Here is a 20,982-nt window from a genome sequence, read left to right as displayed (position 1 = left end):
CCGATCCACGGGCGCGCCGACCCGGCGGTGTGGCGGACGCATCGGCGGACGGCTATTGTCGCATTTCCATACAGTGGCCGGATGGAGAGCGACGCGGTGCGGGTAGTGCTCCGGGTGCAGGGCGACGACCCCGACGAGGTACGGAACCTTCGATCGTGGCTGCAGGAGGAGCGTGACGTGCGCGCGCACGGCGACCTCCGCTACGCGGACACGCTCGGCGGCAACGAGATGGGCGTGGGCGTGGAGATGCTCAGCCTGATCGTCGGTAGTGGACTGACGCTGGTGCAGCTCGGGCTGGCCATCGCCCAGTGGCGGGACACCCGCCGCGCGGCACCGACCGTGACCATCACCCGGGAGACCGAGGACGGCCGCACGGTCACGATCGAGACGTCCGACCCGGCCGCCGTCGAGGCGGCGATGCGTGAGCTCAGCGGGTCATGACCCGGGCGGACCTTGCGGATCCGGCCGCGTCGCAGGTGGTGTTGATCGGGGCGACGACCTACTCGCACCTGCCGCCGCTGCCGGCCGTGGCCGGGAACGTGTCGTCGCTGGCCGAGGCGTTGCGGGACGAGGCGCTGTGGGGGCTGCCCGCGGAGAACTGCCACGTGGTGCTGGACGAGGCCAGCCCGCGTGAGGTCGGCCGCACCATCCGCACGGCCGCGGCCGCGGTCGGCGAGGGCGGGCTGTTGCTGATCTACTACGCCGGTCACGGGCTGATCGACCCGATCAACGGGCAGCTGATCCTGGCGCTGGCCGAGTGCGAGCCGGAGGTGCCGGACGAGGCCGGGCTGCCGTACGACTGGATCGGCCGCGCACTGGCCGGCAGCGCCGCGACCCGCCGCGCCGTGATCCTGGACTGCTGCTACGCGGGCCGCGCGGACAACCTGATGTCGGCCGCGCAGGGCGGCACCGACGAGGTCGCCGACGTCGCCGAGCTGGACCGCACCTGCCTGTTCGTGTCCGCGCCGTCGAACCGGCGGGCCGCCGCGCCGGAGGGCGAGCCGTACACGGCGTTCACCGGCGAGCTGCTGCGCGTGCTGCGCGACGGCGTCCCGGGCGGCGAGCCGGTGCTGACCATGGCGGCGATCTGGCGGCGCGTCCGCACCGCGCTCACCGCACGCGGCTTCGAGCGCCCCGAACTGCGCGAGCGCAATGCGGGTGGCAGTTTCGGGCTGGTCCGCAACGCGGCGCTGAGCAAGGAGAACCTGGCCGGCGTCGTGCTGCGGGCCGGCCGCGGCGTCGCCGACCGGGACCTGGCCGGCGGCCGGATCCTGGTGCTGGCGCACGACGAGACCGGCGCGGCCGGCATCGACCTGTACGGCCATCCGGCGCCGCTGCCGGACGAGTTCACGCCGGCCTGGCGGGAGCAACTGTCCGACCCGGTGGTCCGGTACGGCGGCCCGGTCGCCCGGGACGGCTACATCGCGCTGGCCCGGTTGTGGCCCACGCTCCCGCCGCCGCCCCGGTTCCGTCCGATCAAGGACCGGCTCGGCGTACTGTCGCTGACAGCGCCGCCCGACGAGCTGCGGCACACGTTCGCGTGGGTCCGCGTGTTCAGCGGGTACTTCGGCTGGGCCCCCGGCGAGCTGGAGTCCTACCTCGACGGCGGCGTGCTCGTGCGCACCCACGAGGGGATCGCCGACCTGAGGGGAGACCTGTGATGTCCGAGCAGCTCCTCGCGGACCGGCTGTACGAGTCCTTCCGCCGGGAGGAGCAGATCACGCTCATCCTCGGCTCCGGCATCGGCGCGGACGCCACGCCGGGCGTCGCGGACGTGCTGCGCCTGGCGGAGCAGTACGCGGTCGGCCGCAGCGACGGCGGCGACCTCACCCGCATGCTGGCGCTGGCCCGGGTGCGGCGCGGTGAGGGCCCGCCCAGCGAGTTGTACACCGAGTACCGGCGGATCTTCGCGAACTGGGTCGGCGGCGACGGCTTCGACGTGATCGCGCAGCAGGCGGTGCTGGAGAAGTACCGCCCGCCGGACCGGCTGGCCGGCCCGCTGGCCACGCACGGGCTCTGGCAGCGCGTCACCGCGGAGCTCGGCGAGGACCTGGAGAACGATCTCGGCTCGTGGATGCTGTCGCCCGCGGTGGAGGCGCTCGGCGCGGTGCTGGCCGGCCTGCCCGGCGCGTTCGACAACCGCGTGCTGACCACGAACTTCGACCCGCAGCTGGAGATCGCGATCCGGACCGCCAGCGGCCGGGCGATCACCACGCCGCTGGACGTGGACGGCCGCTGGGACCGCGACAACGCCTACGACGGCGCCGTGCGCGTGTTCCACCTGCACGGCTTCTGGCGCCCGGTGGTGGCCGGCGACCGCACGCCGCTGGTGCACGACCCGTCCCGGTTCACCCGCAAGCCGACCATCGGCCCGGTCGCGGACCTGATCACCGGCGAGACGGTGTGCGTGATCGGCAGCAGCGACTGGGCCGGCACGATCACGTCCGCGCTGGTGGAGGTGGCCCAGCAGCGGCCGGTCACGGTGCTGTGGGCGCTGCACCCGGACGACCCGGAGGGCGCGGCGCGCCGCTGCGAGCAGTTGCGCGGCGAGGGCGTGGCGCGGGTGGAGTGCTTCGCCGGCGTGGACGCGGAACGGCTGCTGTCCGGCCTGGCCGCGCGCCTCGGCGTGACCGTGGTGCCGCGCGCGGCCGGTCCCCGGCACCGCCACCGGCACCCGGTCTGGGAGGGCGAGTTCGTCTCGCACCCGGCCTCCACGCCGCCGGACGACTTCCTCGGCCTGATCCGCCAGTTGGAGCGGCGGTTCGGCTGGCAGTTCGCGCCGGCCGACACCGGCACGCCGTCGATGATCTTCTGGCCGGTACGGCTGCGCGCCCGTACCTCGGTGATCCACATGGCGCAGGCGCTGGTCGCGGGCGCGCTCGCGGCGCGCGGCGCCAGCCTGCTGGTGTGCCTGGACGACTTCGGCATCCGCGATCCGCGCGTCACCGGCGCCGCGTTCGAGGCCGACCTGCGCCGCTGGATCGGTGCGACCGCGCCCGGCCTGGACGTCGAGTTCGTGTCCCTGTCGGACTTCATCCGGCTCCAGCGCGAGTCGCCGTCGCCGGAGCACCTGCTGCGCCCGGTCGACCCGTGGACCGTGGCCCGCGACTTCTACGGCGAGCACAACCCGTCGCTGTACAGCGTGCTCGCCTCGATCAAGGCGGTGCCGAACGTGGCCGCGCACGAGCTGGAGCCGCGCGCCTGGGAGATCGTCCAGGCGTTGCTGCGGCGCAACACGAACCGGCTGCTCACGCCGATGACGATGTGGGCGTACCTGCATCATCTGCTGCTGGACCGGCCCGCCCACTCGATCATGACGCTGGGCACCCGGGACGACGCGCTGTTCTGGCAGCAGTGGCGGGAGATGTACCGCTTCGGCATCGCCCAGCTCTACAACCCGCACATCTCCAGCCTCACCCACAAGTCGGAGATGCTGCGCTGGGACGACGCCGAGACGCTGCGCGAGCACCTGACCGAGACGTGCGCGGTGCCCGGCTGGGACGGCGACGGCCGGTACGTGTCCTGGCTGCTCACGAACGCGGTGCTGCTGCCCAACTACCTGACCGGCGCCGCGCCCCCGGAGACCGGCGGTCACGTGCTCGACTCCTGGGCCGACTTCATGGCCGCGCTGGACGGTGGCGCGCCCGCGCTGGCGGTCCTCGCCGATCAGGCCACTCTCTGGTATCGGGGGCAATCGGGACCTTCGGCCGTTTCGTGAGCGTGCGTCGATGGGTACCCTCGTGGACATGGTCCTTCTCGCGCCGCTTCACTCCACGATCGAGCTGCCCGTGCTGGCCGGCAGGTGCGCGGCCGCGCTGGGCGACGAGCTGACCGCCTACCTCGCCGGCGCCGACACGGTCGCCGAGCTGGACGCGTGGTGTGCCGGCCTGCCCGCCCCCGACCCCGGCCACACCATCGTGCGGCTCGCCGCCGGCACCGAGCTGATCCGGATCTTCGCCGCCGAGAACCTGCTGTCCCACCTGCGGCACTGGCTGCGCGAGATGATCGACACCGAGGACGGCCCGATCGTCCCGGCCACCGCGATCCGCACCGCCACCACGGACGTCCAGCCGATCAAGACGGTGCTGCACGCCGCCCACGTCTGGGTCACCGACCAGCACCTGCACCGCCCGCTCGCGGCCTGACGCTCGCCGCGGGCCGCCCCCGGTCACGGCATCGGCACCACCGGCTCGGCGTCGCCGGTCAGATGCCGGCACGCGGCGGCCGCGCCCCCGGCCCGCCACCCCTCCCCGCCGGTGAACGGCGGCGGCACGGCGCACGTCCAGCGGCACCGCACGCATGGGTGAGCCCGGCCCGGCCGTCCGCGTCGAGATCCTTCCGCACGAGGACGGAACCTGGCCGACGGGTACGACGACCTCCCGCGTCAGCGGTCGCCGGCCGCCTCGATCAGGCGGATGAGCTGGTCGCGGAACCGGTCGTAGTCGTCGACCGTGCCGAAGAAGCGCTCGGAGCGGCGCTCCTCGAGGCGCGCGGCGGCCAGCGCCTCCGCGCCCAGCGTGGTGATCGCGACCCGGGTGCGGCGGCGATCCGCGGCGTCGAGCGCGCGCTCGACGTGGCCGGTGCGGGCGAGGCGTTCGATGGTGCGGCTCATGGTCTGGTCGGTGACCCGGCACAGGCGGGCCAGCTCGCGCTGCGGCAGCGGGCCGCCGACCAGGTGGTGCAGCGTGATCAGGCCGGCGTGGGTGAGGTCGAGCCCGGCGAGGAACGCGTCGAACCGCGCCTCGACCATGCGCGCGGCGACCGACAGCAGCCGGCCGGTCGGCCAGGAGTCGACGTCGCCGCGCACCCGATCATTCTTCCACGCCTCAGCCGACCGCCACGCCGTACGGCATGCCGGTCACCGGCTCGGTCGCCAGCGCGGACGCGATCGCGGCCGCGGCCGGCGGGTAGGCCAGCTCGCCCAGCCCGCCGATCGGCTCCTCGGACGGCACCAGCACCACGTCGATCTCCGGGCAGTCGCCGATCCGCGCCCAGGCGTAGTCGCGGAACGACGACTGCACCACCGCACCGTCGCGGACGGTGATCTGCGCGCCGAGCACGGTGGACAGCGCGTCCAGGATGCCGCCCTCGACCTGCGCGATCACGCCGGACGGGTGGATCGGGATGCCGACGTCCACGGCCGCGGTCACCCGGCGCACGCGGCGGGCCGCCGGGTCCGCGGTGACCAGCACCGCGATCGCGGAGCCGTAGTCGAGGTGGCAGGCCGCGCCCTGTCCGGGCCCGGGCGTCCAGCCGGCGCGGCCGGCGGCGGCGTCCAGCACCCGGCGCAGCCGCGAGCCGTCCGGCAGCAGCCGTCGCCGCAGCGCGACCTCGTCGTGGCCGCCGCGCCGGGCGATCTCGGACAGGAAGCACTCCTCCGCGTAGCCGAACTGGCCGGCGTAGACCGCGCGCCAGAACCCGGTGCGCAGCGGCGCCGGTCGCAGCGTGACCGTCACCTCGCCGGGCACGGTGTAGGGGAAGTGGTCGCCGCTGGCCTTCACCAGCGCCGGGCTGGTGAACGGCAGCACGGTCAACGGCCAGGTCGCCACCGCGTGGGTACGCCCGATCGGTACCCCGTCCGCGTCCAGCGTCGCGGTGAGGCGGTGCACGGACATCGGCCGGTACGAGTCGTGCCGCATGTCGTCGTCCCGCGTCCACCGGACCGTGACCGGCGCACCGGCCGCGCGCGAGCAGGCGATCGCCTCCAGCACCGCGTCCGGCTCGATGCGCCGCCCGAACCCGCCACCGGCCAGCGTGGGGTGCACCCGCACGGCGGTCTCGGCCAGCCCGAGCTGCCGGGCGAGCTGGGTGCGCAGCCCGCCGGGGTCCTGCACCGGCGCCCACACCCGTACCGTGTCGGCGGTGACGTGCGCGGTCGCGTTCATCGGCTCCATCGGCGCGTGCGCCAGCAGCGGCAGCCGGTAGACGCGCTCCAGCGCGGGCGGGGGCGTGTCCGGCGTGGCGGGCAGCGCGGCGGCCAGGTCGTCCAGCCAGGCGCGGCTGTCCGCGTCCGGGGTGCCGCCGGTCCAGGTCACGCGCAGCGCCGCGCGGCCCTTCAGCGCGGCCGCGGTCGACCGGGCCACCACGGCGACGCCGCCCTGCCCGGCGCCCGGCGGGTCGAGCCGTAGCACCGTGACCACGCCCGGCACCGCGAGCGCGGCGTCGGAGTCCACCGCGGACACGGTGGCGCCGATCCAGGCCGGGCGCGCCACGACCGCGACCAGCGCGCCGGGCGGCGCGGACTCGGTGCCGTAGCGGGCCCGGCCGGTGACGATGTCGCGCGCGTCCGCGCGGGGGGCCCGGGTGCGGCCGATCAGCCGCCAGCGCTCCGGCGGCGTCAGCGTGACCGGGACGGTGGCCGGGTCGAGCGCGGCAGCGTCCGCGACCAGCGCGCGGTAGGGGAGCGCGCCGCGCCGCGGGTGCTCGACGCGCCCGTGCCGGGCGGTGCACTCCGCGGCCGGGACCCGCCAGCGGGCGGCGGCGGCCGCGACGAGCAGGCAGCGCGCGGTCGCGGCGGCGGTGCGCAGCGGTTCGGTGAGCCGGCGGCTGGACATCGAGTTCGCCACCGCCTGCGCGCCGAACGTGGCGGTGTCGCCGGGCGCCTGCTCCAGCGTCACGTCCGGCACGTCGAGCGCGAGTTCCTCGGCGATCAGGATCGCGGCCATGGTCCGTACCCCCTGGCCGGTCTCGGGGGTGGGAACGGTCGCGACGACGCGCCCGTCCGGCTCGACGCGCACGAACACCGTGGGCCGCAGCGAGGTGCCGCCGTCCGGCAGCGGCACGGCCACCACCAGCGCCGCGCCCAGCAGCGCACGCCGGGTGATCATCGCGCCTCCCGGGTCAGCTCGGCCGCGCGCCGGACCGCGGCCCGGATGCGCGGGTACGTACCGCAGCGGCAGACGTTGTCCCGCAGCGCGGCCTCGACCTGTGCGTCGTCCGGGTCGGGCACGGCCGCGAGCAGCGCCACCACGGTCATGATCTGCCCGGGCTGGCAGTAGCCGCACTGGGCCACGTCCAGCTCCAGCCACGCCCGCTGCACCGGATGGTCGTCCAGCGCCTCGATCGTGGTGATCGCCGCGTCCCGCACCTCCTCGACCGTGCGCACGCAGGGCCGCGCGGCCGCGCCGTCGATCAGCGACACGCACGCGCCGCACGCGCCGACGCCGCAGCCGTAGCGCGGCCCGGTCAGCCCGAGCTCGTCGCGCAGCGCCCAGAGCAACGGCGTGTCGCCGGGGACGTCGACGACCCTGCGCCTGCCGTTGACCCGCAACCGGTACCGGCCCATGCCGCTCCCTCCATCGAAGGACTTCCATTATTCAGCCTACTGAATATCCGGCATACTCCGGTCCGTGGTCAATGACACGGGGGTACGAAGTGAGCGCGCGCTGCTGATCGGCGTGCCGGCCGTGGCGCTGCTGACCGGCCTGGTGTGGCTGCTCGGCCAGGGCCTGCGCCCGGTCGCGTTCCTGCCGGACACGGGCGCGAGCTGGTACTACTGGCAGCTCCCCGAGCCGACCGGGTGGACCCGGCTGTCGGCCTGGCTCGGCTACGCCGCCCACCAGGCCGCCTCCTGGGGCCTGATCTGGTACGGGCAGACGCGCGTCCGCCGCTACCGCCGCGGTCTGGGACGGATCAACGTGGTCGCGCTCGCGGCGAATCTCGGTTTCGTGGCGCTGCACCTGCTCCAGACGCACGTCTTCTACGACGGCCTCGCCCAGGACGTGTCGATCTTCAGCTCGCAGGGCTCGGTCGTGCTGCTGCTGGTCATGGTGCTCCTGATGGAGAACCGCCGCCGCGGCCTGGTCGCCGGCCGCCGCGCCCCGATCCCGGCCACGGTGGTGGACTTCGCCCGCCGCTACCACGGCTACCTGTTCAGCTGGGCGGTCGTCTACACGTTCTGGTACCACCCGATGGAGGTCACCAGCGGCCACCTGATCGGATTCTTCTACGTGTTCCTGCTGCTGCTCCAGAGCAGCCTGATCTTCACCACCGCGCACCTGAACCGCTGGTGGACGGTGAGCCTCGAACTGCTGGTCGCGGCGCACGGGACGCTGGTCGCGGTGATGAACTCCGGCCCCGGCGGCGCGTGGCCGATGTTCCTGTTCGGCTTCCTCGCCGTCTTCGTCATCACCCAGATGCACGGCCTGGGCCTCGGCGCCCGTACCCGCTGGGCGATCCTGGGCTGCTACGCGCTCGCGGCCGTCGCGGTCTACTCGTGGCGCGGCCTCGGCGACCTCCACGAGATCACCCGCATCCCACTGGTGGAGTACCTGCTGATCATCCCGCTGGTCCTGCTCAGCTGGCCGATCGCGCTGCTGACCGGACGGGCGCGATGCGGCTCCTGACGTTCAACACGCTGTTCCGGGGCGACGTGCGGGCGCGGCTGTCGGCGCTCGGTGCGCTGCTGGAGCGGGGCGAGCACGACGTCGTCTGCCTCCAGGAGGTCATGTACCGGCGGCATGCCGCGCTGCTGCGGCGCGGCTTCGTCCACTGCGGGTTCTCCGGCCGCATGCTGCTGGAGGGCGGGCTGGTGCTGCTGTCCCGGCGGCCCGTCACCGGGTTCTCCTTCACACCGTTCCCGCTGACCGGCCCGGCGCGGCCGGAATGGTTGATGCGCAAGGGCTTTCAGAGCGCGACGATCGACGGCACCGTGGTGGTCAACACCCACCTGTCCGCGAATCGTGATGGCGACTGGTCCGAGGGGAGCCGCTACACCCGCGTCCAGCGGGCGGAGCTGGAGTGCCTGGCGACCTGGCTGAACGCGCTCCCGGCCGCCCGGCCGGTGGTGGTGGCCGGAGATCTCAACGTGCCGCGCGGCAAGCCCGCACTGGTTGACTTCCTCGCCGCCACGGGGCTGCGCGACGTGCTCGGCGGCGACCCACGCCCGACCTACCGCCCCACGCCGGCCCGGCCGTCGCCGCCCGCCTTCGACCACGTCCTCACCCGCCACCTCACCGGCCACGCCGACCTGATTTTCCAGGACCCGGTCCCGCTCGCCGACGGCCGCGCCACCCACCTGTCCGACCACTACGGCGTCTCCGCCGCACTGGGCGGACCCGGCCGGGTTCGGCGGCGGTAGGCAGCGACCTCGGTGCGGTTGCCAGACGCCCGCCGCCGCCCGCGGCGGGCCGCCGGCACCGATCATGATCCCGGTGCTGTCACCCGTACCGCGGGTCAGGGACCTTTTGGGTGTTGTGCCGTCCGTTGCGAGCGGGGTCCCGGAGGATCATGGGTGTCGATACGATGCGAGATCGTGACGGTGGACGGTGAGGTGCGGACCCCGATGGTGCGCGGGCTGCCCCTGGTGGGCAACGCGCTGCGGATGAGCAGGGATCCGGCACGGTTCTTCGTGGACTGTTACCGGGAGCACGGGCCGGTGTTCCGGGTCCGCGTCCTCGGGCGCGAGCATGCGGTGATCGCCGGGCCGGAGGCGGCCGAGTGGATGGGGACGAAGGAGGGGCGGGAGAGCCTGCGGTCGCGCGAGTTCTGGCGCGGGCTGGTCGACGAGTACGGTGCGACCCGCACGCTGTCCGGCGAGGACGGGCCGTCGCACAAGGAGCTGCGCGACATCATGCGCCGCGGCTATTCGCGGGAGGCGATCGCGGACCGGCTCGACGAGGTCGTGGCGATCACTGACCGTAATCTCGACCGCGCCTGGCGGCCGGGGAGCGCGGTGCCGGTGCTGCGCTCGATGCAGGCGCTGGTCACCGACCAGCTCGGCGAGCTGATGAGCGGCGCGTCCCGGCCGGAGTACGTGCCGGACATCCGGCTGGTCACCATGTACATCCTGAATGTGCTGGTCACCCGCCAGCACCCGCGGCTGCTGCTGCACGACCCGCGGTACCGGCGGGCCAAACGGCGCGTCGCCGAGCTCAGCCGCGCCATGATCGACGACCGGGCACGGGCCGGCGCGGACGCGCGGCCGGCGCTCCTCATCGACGACCTGCTGCGCGCCAACCGCGACAACCCGCGCGCCATGCCCGACTCCGACCTGATGATCAGCGTGACCGGGCCCTACGTGGCGGGTCTGGACACGGTGGCCAACACGATCTCCGCGTTCCTCTACGCGGTGCTCAAACACCCCGACGTGCTCGCCCGGGTGCGGGCGGAGGCGGACGAGCTGTTCGCCCGGCCCACCCTCACGGAGCGTGACCTGCGCGGCATCCCGGCGATCCGCGGCGCGCTGATGGAGACGCTGCGGCTCTACCCGATCGCGGTGGTGCAGATGCGCACCGCCACCCGCGACTTCACGTTCCACGGACACCGCATCGCGGAGGGCGAGACGCTCTACATCGGCACCACCGTGCCGCACTTCCTCGAGGAGTTCTACCCTGATCCGTACCGGTTCGACATCGACCGGTACGAGAAGCCCCGCGCCGAGCACCTGGCCCCGGGCGCGTTCTCCCCGTACGGCCGCGGCCAGCACGTCTGCCTCGGAAAGACGCTGGCGGAGGTGCAGATGCTGGTCACCATGGCCCGGATCTTCCACCGCCTCGACCTGAGCCTGGAGTCGCCCGGCTACGAACTGGCCCGCAAGGCCACGCCGACGCCGGGCCCCGCGCTCTCCTTCCGCGTCCGCGTCGACGGCCACCGCGCCTGATATCCGCGCCGGGCGCCCCGTGGCGGCCCGGCGCCGTGGTCGACGAGGCGGACGGCGACGGCGCCGGGGCGGCGCCGGGCCGCGACGCCCGCCGGACACCAACACCCCGCGGGCCACGGCGACGACGCCGATCTTCAGTGTGGGCGCGGCACCGCGCCGGCCGAGCCGATCCCCGGGCTCGCGCCTCGACCCTGTCACCGGCGTGGCGGCCACCCGCGGGACGGGTGCGACATCCATTGATACATCCAAGATCTTGACAGATCGGTAAATATCCTTAAATGATTACCGGACGTCGATATCTGATGGAGGACGTCCATGCGCCGCTCCGGTCTTCTCGCGTCTCTCGCCGCCACCGCGCTCGTTGCCGTCGGCATGGGCATCGCCGGCGCATCCGCACGGGCGGCCGAAACCGCCGACGCCGTCACGCCCGTCTCCCAGAACGGTCAGCTCAGCGTCTGCGGCCGGCAACTCTGCAACAGCCACGGCAAGCCGATCCAACTGCGCGGCATGAGCACCCACGGCATCCAGTGGTACGCCCAGTGCGTCAACGACGCCTCGCTCGACGTGCTCGCCACCGAGTGGAAGGCGGACGTCCTGCGCATCTCCATGTACGTGCAGGAGGGCGGTTACGAGACCGACCCGGCCGGCTTCACCGCCCGGGTCAACGACTACATCGAGAAGGCGACCGCGCGCGGCCTCTACGCGATCGTCGACTGGCACATGCTGTCGCCCGGCGACCCGAACCACAACCTGGACCGTGCCAAGACCTTCTTCGGCCAGATCGCCGCGCGCCACCGGGACAAGACCAACATCCTGTACGAGATCGCCAACGAGCCCAGCGGCGTGCACTGGAACACCATCAAGTCGTACGCCGACCAGGTCATCCCGGTCATCCGCGCGCAGGACCCGGACGGCATCGTGCTGGTCGGCACCGAGGACTGGTCGTCGCTCGGCGCGTCCGGCGACGGTGCGGGCCTGGCCCGCATCCTGGCGAACCCGATCACCGCCGGGAACGTCATGTACACGTTCCACTTCTACGCCGCCTCGCACGACGACTGGTACCTGACCACGTTCCGCGACGCGATCGCCCGCCTGCCGATGTTCGTCACCGAGTTCGGCACCCAGGAGTACACCGGCGACGGCCCCAACGACTTCGCCCGCTCGCAGCAGTACCTGGACCTGATGGCGCAGAACAAGGTCAGCTGGGTCAACTGGAACTACTCCGACGACCACCGCTCCGGCGCCGTCTTCACGCCGGGCACCTGCGCGGCCGGCGCCTACTCCGGCACCGCCCGCCTCAAGGAGGCCGGCGTCTGGGTCCGCGACCGCATCCGTACCCCGGACGATTTCTAAGATCTTGGTTTCCCGCTTCCGGCGGGGTCGCCCCGGGCGTGCTCCCGCGGGCCGACCCCGCCGGTCGTCCGGCTCCGCCGGCGCTCCGCTCCGGCCCACCGGGCGGAGCCGGTCGCGCTGCTGGTCCCGCTCAACCCACGCGGCCTCCGCCGCCGGTTCCGCTGGTTGCCGCACCGGCTGTCCGTCTGCCGGCGTCCGCCGGGGGCGCTGTCGACCCTGCCGCATCGAATGGGGCTAGCCTCCTAGGATGACTTAGGCAGTGTGACGTGCGGCGGCGCGGCGGCGAGAGGACCGGGGCGGCCGGGCCCGAGCCGGCGCCTCGGGCCCGTCAGCGAGTGCGCAGGGTCTCCGCCGGGGAGGTGCCGTAGGTCTCCCGGTAGGCAGCCGCGAAGCGGCCGAGGTGGGTGAACCCCCACTGCCGTGCGATCGCCCCGACCGTCGCCCCGCGCCCCGGGTCCGCACCCAGCAGGTCCCGGTGCGCGCGTTCCAGCCGGATGCGCCGCAGGTAGCCCATCGGCGTGGTGTCGAGATGGCGCCGGAACGCCGCTTGCAGGCCGCGCGGCCCGGTGCCGGCCGCCGCCGCCACGTCCGCGAGGGTGACCGCGTCCGACGCCTTCTCCTCCAGGTACGCGATCGCGCGCCGGACCGGGCCCGGTCCGGTGTGGCCGGGGCCGGGCAGGTAGCAGGCGGTGCTCGCGGTGCTGGGGAACGTGGCGATGGTCGCGGCCGCGGCCAGGTCGACGATGGCCGCGTGGGCGGGCGCGCTGGGCAGTGCCGCGTCCGGATTGAGCGCGACCCGGTGCAGGTAGGCGAGCGTTTCGCGCCAGTAGCGGGCCAGCGGCGCGGAGATCGGCGTCATGGAGCGGAACGCGAAGTCGGCCGGCTCGATGCCCCAGCGGGCCGCCGCCGCGTGCGTGACCGCGCTCAGCGGCAGGCGCAGGATGCGCACGTCGAAGTCGTCCAGGCGCCCCTGGAACGCCTTGCCCGGCGGGACCAGGACCAGCTCGCCGGGCGCGACCCGGACCTGCTCGCCACCGGAGCGGACGGTCAGGCTGCCGCTCAGCAGGTAGGTGGCGTGCACGTACTGGACCGGCTCGGTGACGATGTCGAGCGTGGTCGAGTACCGCAGCCGGTCGAGGCCGATCACGCCGCTGTCGACGGATCGCAGGCTGTACGTGAACTGGGCGAGATCGCGGGGCACGTGCGCGGTGAAGTCGAAGTAGAAGCGCCGCAGGGCCTCGTGCGCCTCGTCGATGTTCGACGTGGCGTGCGCGCTTCTCCGCAGCGGTACTTCGCCAGGGCCCATCCGGAACCTCCAGAGCCGAGGGGTTTCTGAAGGGTCCAACGACCGAGCGGATGCCGGGTGGCCCGAAACGCGCAAGTTGCACTTCCCGGGCCACCCAAACTCACGAGTTGGACGAATACAGAGTAGCCACTTCGGCAGCCGTCAGTGCCCGATCGTAGACATGTACCTGGTCGATCGCCCCACGCCAGAAGTCGACCGGCCCGCTGTTGAATCGAGCGCGGCCGATCGTCAGCGGCCCGGCGGACGTGTCGCCGTGGCAGGCGCGCGTGGTGCCGGCCGGCTGGCCGTCGACGTACAGCCGGATGGTGCCGTCCACCACGTCCCGCACGCCGGTCAGGTGGTACCAGCGCCCGGTCTCCGGCACGGTCGGGGCCAGCGCGCGCCCGCCCGCGAAGGAGAACGCGAACCGGTTGTCCGCGCTGGAGTACTGCAGGAAGAACGCGCTGCGGTTGGTGCCGTCCTGCCCGACCGCGGTGGCCCAGCCGCCGAGGCTGTCCAGCCGGACCCACGCGGACACGCTGTAGCTGCCGGTGGTGTCCAGCACCGGGCCGGCGGTCTCCACGTACTGCCCGGCGCCGTTGAACTGCAGGGCCGAGCCGGTGTGCCCGGCGGTCCAGGTGGGTTCCCCGACGAGCGTGCCGTCGCGGTCGCCGGCCTCGTCGGTGGCGGTGCCGTCGAGCGGCCAGTAGCCGACGCCGGTCAGGCCGGGCGTGCCGGGGCCGGGCTGCGGCGCGCCGGCGCCGGTGCCGTCGACCGACGCGATGATCCGCCGGTTGATCGAGGCGACCGCGTCGAAGTCCATCTTCTCGATCGCCCGGTCGTACGTGTAGAAGCCGTTGACCTCGTGCTCCACGTCGGTGATCTGGGTGTAGACCGAGCCGGAGAGCCCGCACCGGTTCGCCGCGCGCAGCAGGTCGGTCTGGTTCTCCACGTAGCGCCGGGTGAGCGTGGCGCTGTCCGGCGTCATCTCGTAGGCGTGGCCGTCCGGGTACCACATGTGGCCCGGCACCTCCAGGCCGAAGCCGCCGTGCTCGCCGTCGGCCGCCACCCGGGTCGCGTCCGGCTGCGGGGACGCCGGTCCCACGTATTCGTGCCAGTCGATCATGTCGCCGCGCCCGGAGTCGCCCTTGGAGGCGCAGCAGTTCACGCCGCTGTGCGCGTTGACGATCCGGCTCGGGTCCTGTGCCTTGACCGAGTCCGCGATCCGGCCGGTGGCCTCGCGGTCCCACTCGCCCCAGCCCTCGTTGAACGGCACCCACACGGTGATCGACGTCCAGGACTTCTTCTCCTCGACGATCTCGTGCAGCTGCCGTTCGAACTCGACCTGCGCCTCGACCGGGGGAGTGCCGCCGGTACGCATCGACGGCATGTCCTGCCAGACCATCATGCCGAGCCGGTCCGCCCAGTAGTACCAGCGGTCGGGCTCGGTCTTGATGTGCTTGCGGATGGTGTTGAAGCCGAGCCGCTTGGTCTGCTCGATGTCGAACTTGAGCGCCTCGTCGGTCGGCGCCGTGTAGATGCCGTCCGGCCAGTAGCCCTGGTCGAGCGTGGAGAGGTTGAACAGGATCTCCCCATTCAGCGTCTGGTAGAGCTTGCCGTCCGCGCCGACCGCCTTGCCGACCTCGCGCATGCCGAAGTACGACCCGACCTCGTCCACCACGGTACGGCCGCGCAGCACCCGCACGGTCAGGTCGTAGAGGTAGGGCGAGTCGGGGGACCAGAGCCTCGGATTCGGCACGGGCACGCGCAGCTCGCCGCCGGCGGCGCCGCCGGCCCGCCCGACCACGCGGTTGCCGGCCTTCGCGACCGCCTCGACCGTGAGCCCGGTGCCGTCCGCGAGCTGCGGGGTCACGCGCAGCACGCCGTTCGTGATGTCGGGCGTCAGCTGGAGGCGGTCGACGGCGCCGCGCCGGACCGGCTCCATCCACACGCTCTGCCAGATGCCGGACGCTCCGACGTAGAAGATCCCGGCGTCCGGCACGTTGCGCTGTTTGCCGACCGGCTGCCAGGTGGCGTCGGTGAGGTCCTCGACGCCGACGATGATCTCCTGTGGGCCGTGCCGGCGCAGCGCGTCCGTGACGTCGACGCTGAACGCGTCGTACCCGCCGCGGTGCGTGGTGACCTGCCGGCCGTTGACCCACACGGTGGCGTCGTAGTCGACCGCGCCGAAGTTGAGCCGGAGCCGCTGGTCGCCGCCGATCCGCCAGCCGGCCGGCACGGTGAAGGTGCGCCGGTAGAACATGCGGTCCTCGGAGCGCTGGATGCCGGAGAGCGCGGACTCGATCGGGTACGGCACCAGCACGCGCTCGGCCAGCGTGGTCCCGACCGGCGGCGCCTGTCCCTCGGTCGCGCCGGCGAACTCCCACACGCCGTTGAGGCTCTGCCAGCGGGCGCGGGTGAGTTGCGGCCGGGGGTATTCGGGGAGCGCGTTGTGCGGGCCGACCTCGTCCGTCCACGGGGTGGCGATCGGTGGCGTGCCGGGCTGCCAGCGCGGTGGCGCCGCGAGCGCGGCGGTGGGGGAGCCGGCGACCACGACGAGCGCGGCGACCAGCCCGGTGAATGCCTTCATCCGTACGCTTTCCCTTCTCACGGGGGCGTCTGGTGCGTTTCTGGGCGGCAACAGCCCTGAAACACTCGGAAACAATCAAGCACGACGATGGAACGTGTGGCAATAGGCGCAGGTCGATTTCGTTAATGTTCTTTTGTGTTCGGTCCCGGGATGGTGCACGATCCTCGGCGGCGCCGATCCGGTGCCGGACGGGCCGCCGGGCGAGCGGGACATCCTCGCGGTCGTCGCGGCCCGGGTGGGCGGCGGCACGGTGTTCTACGCGGCGGACGGGGTGGCCGTGCGCCGGTGGACGGTGGTGTAGGCGCTCAGCTCACCAGGCGGCGGCTGCCCTGCTCGACCCGCGTTGCGATCTCCTCCACCGGCACCGACGCGCGGTGGAAGAAGCCCTGGGTGTAGAGCGTGGCGTAGCCCTGGGCGAGCGCGACCTGCTCCTCGATCAGGCGCAGCGAGTCCTGCATCGGGCGGTCGCCGGTGGCCGTGACCAGGTCGATCCACCGGCTCATCAGCGCGCGCGTCGCATCCGTGCGCTCGGGGTCGGCCACGCCGGACAGTTCGGTCGAGAAGATCACCAGAAATCCCGCGCCGGTACGGACGGTGAAGCGCGCGTAGGCCGCACCCGCCGCCGCGAACCGGGCCACCGGATCGTCGCCGGCCCGGTCGGCCGCCGCCGCGAGGTCGGACGCCAGCTCGCGTGCGGCCGTCGCCGCGACCGCCGAGAGCAGGTGCTCGCGGTCCGGAAAGTGCCGGTACGGCGCCGCCGTGCTGACGCCGAGCCGCTTCGCCACCCGGGCCACGGAGAACCCGGCCGGCCCGGACTCGGCCAGCAGGTCCCGGCTCGCCCGCACCAGCGCGGCCCGCAGGTCGCCGTGGTGGTAGCCGCCGCGCGCCATCCGTACCCCCTTGCCCTGGTGTTAGTGGTCTCTTACATTAGCGTGTTAGAGGGCTCTTACATGAGAACGGGGACACGGGACGTGACGATCAGGCTCGGATATCAGATCCCGAACTTCAGCTATCCCGGCACGCCGGTCGACAAGATCTTCGGCACGGTCGCGGCGCAGGCCCGCGAGGCGGAGGCCGCCGGCTTCGACACCGTGCTGGTCATGGACCACATGTACCAGCTACCGACGATCGCGCCGGCGGAGGAGCCGATGCTGGAGGCCTACACGACGCTGGGCGCGCTGGCCCGCGAGACGCGCGCCGTGCGGCTGGCCACGCTCGTCACCGGGAACACGTACCGTAATCCCGCGCTGCTCGCCAAGACCGTGACCACGCTCGACGTGATCTCCGGCGGGCGCGCGGTGCTGGGCATCGGCGCCGGCTGGTTCCAGCGCGAGCACGACGACTACGGCTTCACGTTCGGCACCTGGACCGACCGGTTCACGCGGCTGGACGAGGCGCTGCGGATCATCGGGCCGATGCTGCGCGGCGAGGCGCCGACGCTGGCGGGGCGGTGGTACCGGGTGGAGAACGCGCTCAACAATCCGCGGCTGCGCCCGGCCGTACCGATCATGACCGGTGGCAGCGGCGAGAACCGCACGTTCCCGCTGGCCGCGCGGTACGCCGACCACCACAACATCAACTGCTACCGGCCGGACCTCCCGCACAAGCTGGCCGTGCTCCGGCGGCGCTGCGAGGAGATCGGCCGCGACCCGGCCACGCTGGCCACGTCGTTTTTGAGCCGCGTCATCGTGACCGGCTCCACCGCGGAGGCGGCCGCGGTCACCGCGAAACTCACCGACTTCCAGCGGAGCGTCACCGTGGTCGGCACGCCGGACCACGTGGCCTCGGTGCTGCACGACGAGGTGCTCGCCCACGGCGTCGGCGGCCTGATCGTCAACATGATCCACAACGGCCACGAGCCCGGCGTGGTCACCGCGGCCGGCGAGGCACTGCGGCCGCTGCTGCCATCGACCTGACAAGCTGGGCGGTCGTGGCCACCGGGCTGTGATAGTCCTGGAGGCCGGTCCAGCTGAGGGGTGGGTGGCGTCGTGCCGGACGGTGCTGATCTGTCGCGCCTGGCGGGTGATCCCGAGGTCGTGCAGCGGGTGTTCGAGCAGGTGCCGCTGCTGCTGTGCGCGCTGGACGGCCCGGAGCTGCGGTTCGTGGCGGCGAGCGGGGCGTGGCGGTCGTACGCCGGGCGGCAGGACGTGATCGGCAGGCCGTTCGACGAGATGTTCCCCGAGGTGCTGCGCCAGGGCGTCCGGGAGATTTTCACGCGGGTGCTGGACACCGGCGAGCCGGAGACGTTCCGGGAGTGGCGGATCCAGATCAACCTGCCGGACAGCGGCGGCACCATGGAGATGTTCGTCGACTGCGACGTGTGGCCCCGCCGAGGGCCGGACGGCGCGGTCGTCGGCATCACCACCAGGGTGACCGACTCGACCGAGCGGGTGCGGGAGCGCCAGGCGGCGCAGCGGCGGACGGACGAGGCGGAGCGGCGGTACGCCCGGGCCCGCGACGTGATCGACGCGCTACAGCGGGAGCTGCTGCCGGCCGGGCTGCCGGTGCTGCCGCGGTTGCAGATCGCGGCCAGCTACCTGCTGGCCGACGCGGAGGTCGCGGCCGGCGGCGACTGGTTCGACGCGGTGGTGCTGCCGGACGGCCGGACGGCGCTGGTCGTCGGCGACGTCGTCGGGCACGGAGTCGCCGCGTCGGCCACCATGGGCCAGCTGCGCATCCTGCTGCACGAGCACCTGATCGCCACGGCCGACCCGCGCGCCGCGCTGACCGCCGTCGACGCCGCCGCGGAACGAATCCCGGGTGCCCGTGCCGCCACCGTCTGCGTGGTGCTGCTCGACCCGGCCACCGGCGCCGTGGAGTACTGCACCGCCGGGCACCCGGCACCGCTGGTCCTCACGCCCGACGAGCGGTTCCGCTACCTGGCGCCCACCGGCGCCGGGCCGCTCGGGGTCGGCGGCGGGTTCGCCCACGCGACGACCGGCACGGACCGGCTGGCCGAGGGCGAGCTGGTGCTGCTCTACACCGACGGAATCCTCGAACGCCCCGGGCGTGAGCTGGCGCGCAGCACCGTCGAGCTGGCCCGGGTCGCCGCCGGCCGCGTCTTCCCGCAGGACGCGGGCCCGGCGGCGGAACGGGTGTGCACCGAGACGCTGGAGGTGCTGACCCGGTCCACCGGGCACAGCGACGACATCACGCTGCTGGCCGTCCAGCGCCTGCCCGCACCGGCCGCGCTGGAGCTGTGGGTGACCGACGACGGGCCCGGCGCGATCGCCACGGTCCGCCACCGGCTGGCGGACTGGACGGACCACGCGCGGATCGGGCCGCACGACGCGGACGCGCTGCGGCACGCGGTCGTGGAGCTGGTCAGCAACGTCTTCGACCACGCCTTCGTCGACTCGCCCGGCCCCCGATCCTGTCACCTGACGGTCGCGCTCACCGACGCCGGCGACCTGCAAGCCTCGGTCGCCGACCGCGGCCGGTGGCGGGAGCCGGTGCCCACCCCCGACCGGGGCATGGGCCTGCGCCTCGCCGAGGGCCTCGTCGACACGCTGCGGGTGGAGCACGACGACGCGGGCACCGTCGCCACCGTCACGCTGCGCGCCAGCACCCCGGCCCGGCTGCTCACCGGCAACGACCTCAGCGGACGTACCTCGGCTGCCCCGGCGCCGCAGTCCGCGCCACTGCTGGTGATCGAGCAGCCGTCGGCGGCGGGCCCGCGGATCCGGGTGGACGGCCCGGTCGACGCCGGCACGGTCGCCGAACTGGACCTGCACACCCGCGTCGCCGGCGTCAGCGGCACCCGCCCTCTGATCATGGACCTGACCGGGGTCACCCACCTGGCCAGCGCCGGCGTCGCGGCCCTGCACCAGCTGATCACCCTGCACCGGGCCGCCGGCACCACGCTGCGCCTCTACGCCCCCACCGGCACCCCGGCCGACACGATCCTCTCCCTGGTCCAGTCACCGCACGACACCCGCGACCCCGATGCCCCGCCCGGCTGAGCCGGGCGGGGCGCACGCGCCGGCCGGCGGGTCAGGTACGGAACGGGCCGGTCACGCAGTACGTGATGCCGCCGGAGGAGGAGCCGGAGGTGCCGCGCTGGGAGGAGAAGTAGAGGCGGTTGCCGGCCGGGGTGAAGGCGGGCCCGGTCAGTTCGGACGAGCCCTGGCCGTTGACCCGCAGGAACACCGAGATCCTGTCGTCCGGGGTGATCATGCAGATCTCCATGTTGCCGCCGTCCTCGGCCACGTAGAGGTCGCCGAAGGACGAACTGGTCACGTTGTCCACGCCGGTCAGCGGCGCCGGCCCCGGGTTGACCAGGTTGTCGTCGTAGGCCAGCTCGTACGTGCCGGCGGCCGGGTTGACCTGCCAGACCCGGTTGTCGCCCTTGGTGGTGAACCAGACCGTACCGTTCGCGTAGTGGCAGCCCTCGCCGCCGTTGAACGACTTCGCGCCGCTCACCTGGTAGCGCGTCGCGGTCGGCGAGCCGTCCGGGTCGGGCACGTTCTGCCAGCTGAATGTCCCGGACGTGCCCGATCCGGCGATGAGGACCTGCAGCGTGCCCGCGGACAGATCACCCCACGTCGTCGGTACGAACCGGTAGAACCGCCCGTCCGTCTCGTCCTCGGTCAGGTAGATCACCCGGCGGTCCGGGTCGGCCGCGGCGGCCTCGTGCTTGAACCGTCCCATCGCGGGCCGGACCACGGCGGTGCCGCCCAGCGGGTACGTCTCCCACACCCGGCCGAGCGAGACCTCCTCGCAGGACAGCCAGGTGTTCCACGGCGTCTTGCCGCCGGCGCAGTTCATGTTCGTCCCGGACAGGATGCGCGACGCGCCGGTGACGTTACCGTTGGCGTCGAACACGATCCGCGACGCGCCGCCGCCGGCCGACGAGCTGACCTCGGAGTTCGACACGTAGATCCAGCCGGTGCCGTTCGGGATGACCGCGCCGCCGTCCGGCGCGTCGTGCCAGACGTACGAGGTGCCGGGCACGGTCTGCCGGGACCGGGCGATCACCCGGCTGGTGAATCCGGCGGGCAGCTGGATGCCGTTCGCGTCCGCCGCCTGCAACGGTCCATAGGGTCCGGCCGCGTTCTGCGCCGGCGCCGCGTACGCCGCCGACCACGCGGTGAACGGCAGCGCGAGGCCGCCCGCTCCCGCCACGGTGGCACGCAACAAAGATCGTCGATCCAT

At 73.2% G+C, this 20,982-nt stretch carries 17 protein-coding genes and 1 pseudogene; 11 read left to right on the top strand and 7 right to left on the bottom strand.

Features of this window, described 5'->3' with window-relative positions; translation table 11 throughout:
* Nucleotides 1-81 precede the first annotated feature (81 nt).
* Genes J2S41_RS16150 through J2S41_RS16135 form a run of 4 tightly spaced genes read left to right on the top strand, consistent with a single transcriptional unit; the run spans nucleotide 82 to nucleotide 4,145 of the window.
* Nucleotides 82-441: an effector-associated constant component EACC1 gene (locus tag J2S41_RS16150; RefSeq protein WP_310368573.1), complete on the top strand. Its 360-nt coding sequence runs from the start codon at nucleotides 82-84 to the stop codon at nucleotides 439-441.
* Nucleotides 438-1,661, top strand: a complete 1,224-nt coding sequence (locus J2S41_RS16145) for a YqgE/AlgH family protein (protein WP_310368572.1) — start codon at nucleotides 438-440, stop codon at nucleotides 1,659-1,661. Before J2S41_RS16150 ends, J2S41_RS16145 begins: the two co-directional genes overlap by 4 nt.
* The gene (locus J2S41_RS16140; RefSeq protein ID WP_310368570.1) at nucleotides 1,661-3,718 is read left to right on the top strand and encodes an SIR2 family protein; all 2,058 of its coding nucleotides are present in this window, start codon (nucleotides 1,661-1,663) and stop codon (nucleotides 3,716-3,718) included. Before J2S41_RS16145 ends, J2S41_RS16140 begins: the two co-directional genes overlap by 1 nt.
* A 28-nt stretch (nucleotides 3,719-3,746) precedes the next feature.
* On the top strand, nucleotides 3,747-4,145 hold the full coding sequence (locus J2S41_RS16135) for a hypothetical protein (protein WP_310368569.1): 399 nt from the start codon (nucleotides 3,747-3,749) through the stop codon (nucleotides 4,143-4,145).
* Nucleotides 4,146-4,384: 239 nt separating this feature from the next.
* On the opposite strand, the gene J2S41_RS16130 is transcribed toward J2S41_RS16135, so the two are convergent.
* Genes J2S41_RS16130 through J2S41_RS16120 form a run of 3 tightly spaced genes read right to left on the bottom strand, consistent with a single transcriptional unit; the run spans nucleotide 4,385 to nucleotide 7,285 of the window.
* Complete coding sequence (locus tag J2S41_RS16130) at nucleotides 4,385-4,807, bottom strand: MarR family winged helix-turn-helix transcriptional regulator (protein ID WP_310368567.1); 423 nt, start codon at nucleotides 4,805-4,807, stop codon at nucleotides 4,385-4,387.
* Nucleotides 4,808-4,826: 19 nt separating this feature from the next.
* On the bottom strand, nucleotides 4,827-6,827 hold the full coding sequence (locus J2S41_RS16125; protein ID WP_310368565.1) for a xanthine dehydrogenase family protein molybdopterin-binding subunit: 2,001 nt from the start codon (nucleotides 6,825-6,827) through the stop codon (nucleotides 4,827-4,829).
* On the bottom strand, nucleotides 6,824-7,285 hold the full coding sequence (locus J2S41_RS16120) for a (2Fe-2S)-binding protein (RefSeq protein ID WP_310368564.1): 462 nt from the start codon (nucleotides 7,283-7,285) through the stop codon (nucleotides 6,824-6,826). Before J2S41_RS16120 ends, J2S41_RS16125 begins: the two co-directional genes overlap by 4 nt.
* Before the next feature lie 64 nt (nucleotides 7,286-7,349).
* Here J2S41_RS16120 and J2S41_RS16115 point away from each other — a divergent pair, with 64 nt between their 5' ends.
* From J2S41_RS16115 to J2S41_RS16100, 4 genes and pseudogenes are all read left to right on the top strand, one after another.
* Entirely contained in the window at nucleotides 7,350-8,345 is a 996-nt protein-coding gene (locus J2S41_RS16115; protein WP_310368562.1) for a hypothetical protein, read from the top strand.
* Nucleotides 8,333-9,079, top strand: a complete 747-nt coding sequence (locus J2S41_RS16110; RefSeq protein WP_310368561.1) for an endonuclease/exonuclease/phosphatase family protein — start codon at nucleotides 8,333-8,335, stop codon at nucleotides 9,077-9,079. The genes J2S41_RS16115 and J2S41_RS16110 overlap by 13 nt, the downstream gene beginning before the upstream one ends.
* A 174-nt stretch (nucleotides 9,080-9,253) precedes the next feature.
* Nucleotides 9,254-10,600 (top strand): cytochrome P450, encoded by a 1,347-nt coding sequence (locus tag J2S41_RS16105; RefSeq protein WP_310368560.1) that lies wholly within the window; start codon nucleotides 9,254-9,256, stop codon nucleotides 10,598-10,600.
* Between the two features lie 307 nt (nucleotides 10,601-10,907).
* A pseudogene (locus J2S41_RS16100) lies at nucleotides 10,908-11,953 on the top strand (glycoside hydrolase family 5 protein); the annotation flags it as partial.
* Nucleotides 11,954-12,281: 328 nt separating this feature from the next.
* Here the strand turns inward: J2S41_RS16100 and J2S41_RS16095 are convergent.
* Both J2S41_RS16095 and J2S41_RS16090 read right to left on the bottom strand, forming a co-directional pair.
* A complete protein-coding gene (locus J2S41_RS16095) occupies nucleotides 12,282-13,259 on the bottom strand; it encodes an AraC family transcriptional regulator (protein WP_310368559.1) in 978 nt (325 codons plus the stop codon).
* A 100-nt stretch (nucleotides 13,260-13,359) separates the two neighbouring features.
* Complete coding sequence (locus tag J2S41_RS16090) at nucleotides 13,360-15,828, bottom strand: LamG-like jellyroll fold domain-containing protein (protein ID WP_310368558.1); 2,469 nt, start codon at nucleotides 15,826-15,828, stop codon at nucleotides 13,360-13,362.
* Between the two features lie 133 nt (nucleotides 15,829-15,961).
* Between J2S41_RS16090 and J2S41_RS16085 the strand changes: the two genes are divergently transcribed.
* Nucleotides 15,962-16,129, top strand: a complete 168-nt coding sequence (locus J2S41_RS16085; protein ID WP_310368557.1) for a hypothetical protein — start codon at nucleotides 15,962-15,964, stop codon at nucleotides 16,127-16,129.
* Nucleotides 16,130-16,133: 4 nt separating this feature from the next.
* Here the strand turns inward: J2S41_RS16085 and J2S41_RS16080 are convergent, their stop codons facing one another.
* The gene (locus J2S41_RS16080) at nucleotides 16,134-16,718 is read right to left on the bottom strand and encodes a TetR/AcrR family transcriptional regulator (RefSeq protein ID WP_310368555.1); all 585 of its coding nucleotides are present in this window, start codon (nucleotides 16,716-16,718) and stop codon (nucleotides 16,134-16,136) included.
* 81 nt (nucleotides 16,719-16,799) lie between these two features.
* On the opposite strand from J2S41_RS16080, the gene J2S41_RS16075 reads away from it, so the two are divergent.
* Together J2S41_RS16075 and J2S41_RS16070 are read left to right on the top strand one after the other, a co-directional pair.
* Nucleotides 16,800-17,744 (top strand): LLM class F420-dependent oxidoreductase, encoded by a 945-nt coding sequence (locus J2S41_RS16075; protein ID WP_310368553.1) that lies wholly within the window; start codon nucleotides 16,800-16,802, stop codon nucleotides 17,742-17,744.
* A 72-nt stretch (nucleotides 17,745-17,816) separates the two neighbouring features.
* Entirely contained in the window at nucleotides 17,817-19,790 is a 1,974-nt protein-coding gene (locus J2S41_RS16070) for a SpoIIE family protein phosphatase (RefSeq protein ID WP_310368551.1), read from the top strand.
* Between the two features lie 31 nt (nucleotides 19,791-19,821).
* Here the strand turns inward: J2S41_RS16070 and J2S41_RS16065 are convergent, their stop codons facing one another.
* Nucleotides 19,822-20,982, bottom strand: a complete 1,161-nt coding sequence (locus tag J2S41_RS16065; RefSeq protein WP_310368549.1) for an alkaline phosphatase PhoX — start codon at nucleotides 20,980-20,982, stop codon at nucleotides 19,822-19,824.

The sequence above is a fragment of the Catenuloplanes atrovinosus genome (genome assembly GCF_031458235.1).
Lineage (GTDB): Bacteria > Actinomycetota > Actinomycetes > Mycobacteriales > Micromonosporaceae > Catenuloplanes > Catenuloplanes atrovinosus.
Note: the sequence above shows the minus strand (reverse complement) of the source record. Positions and strands in the feature narration are given on the sequence as shown.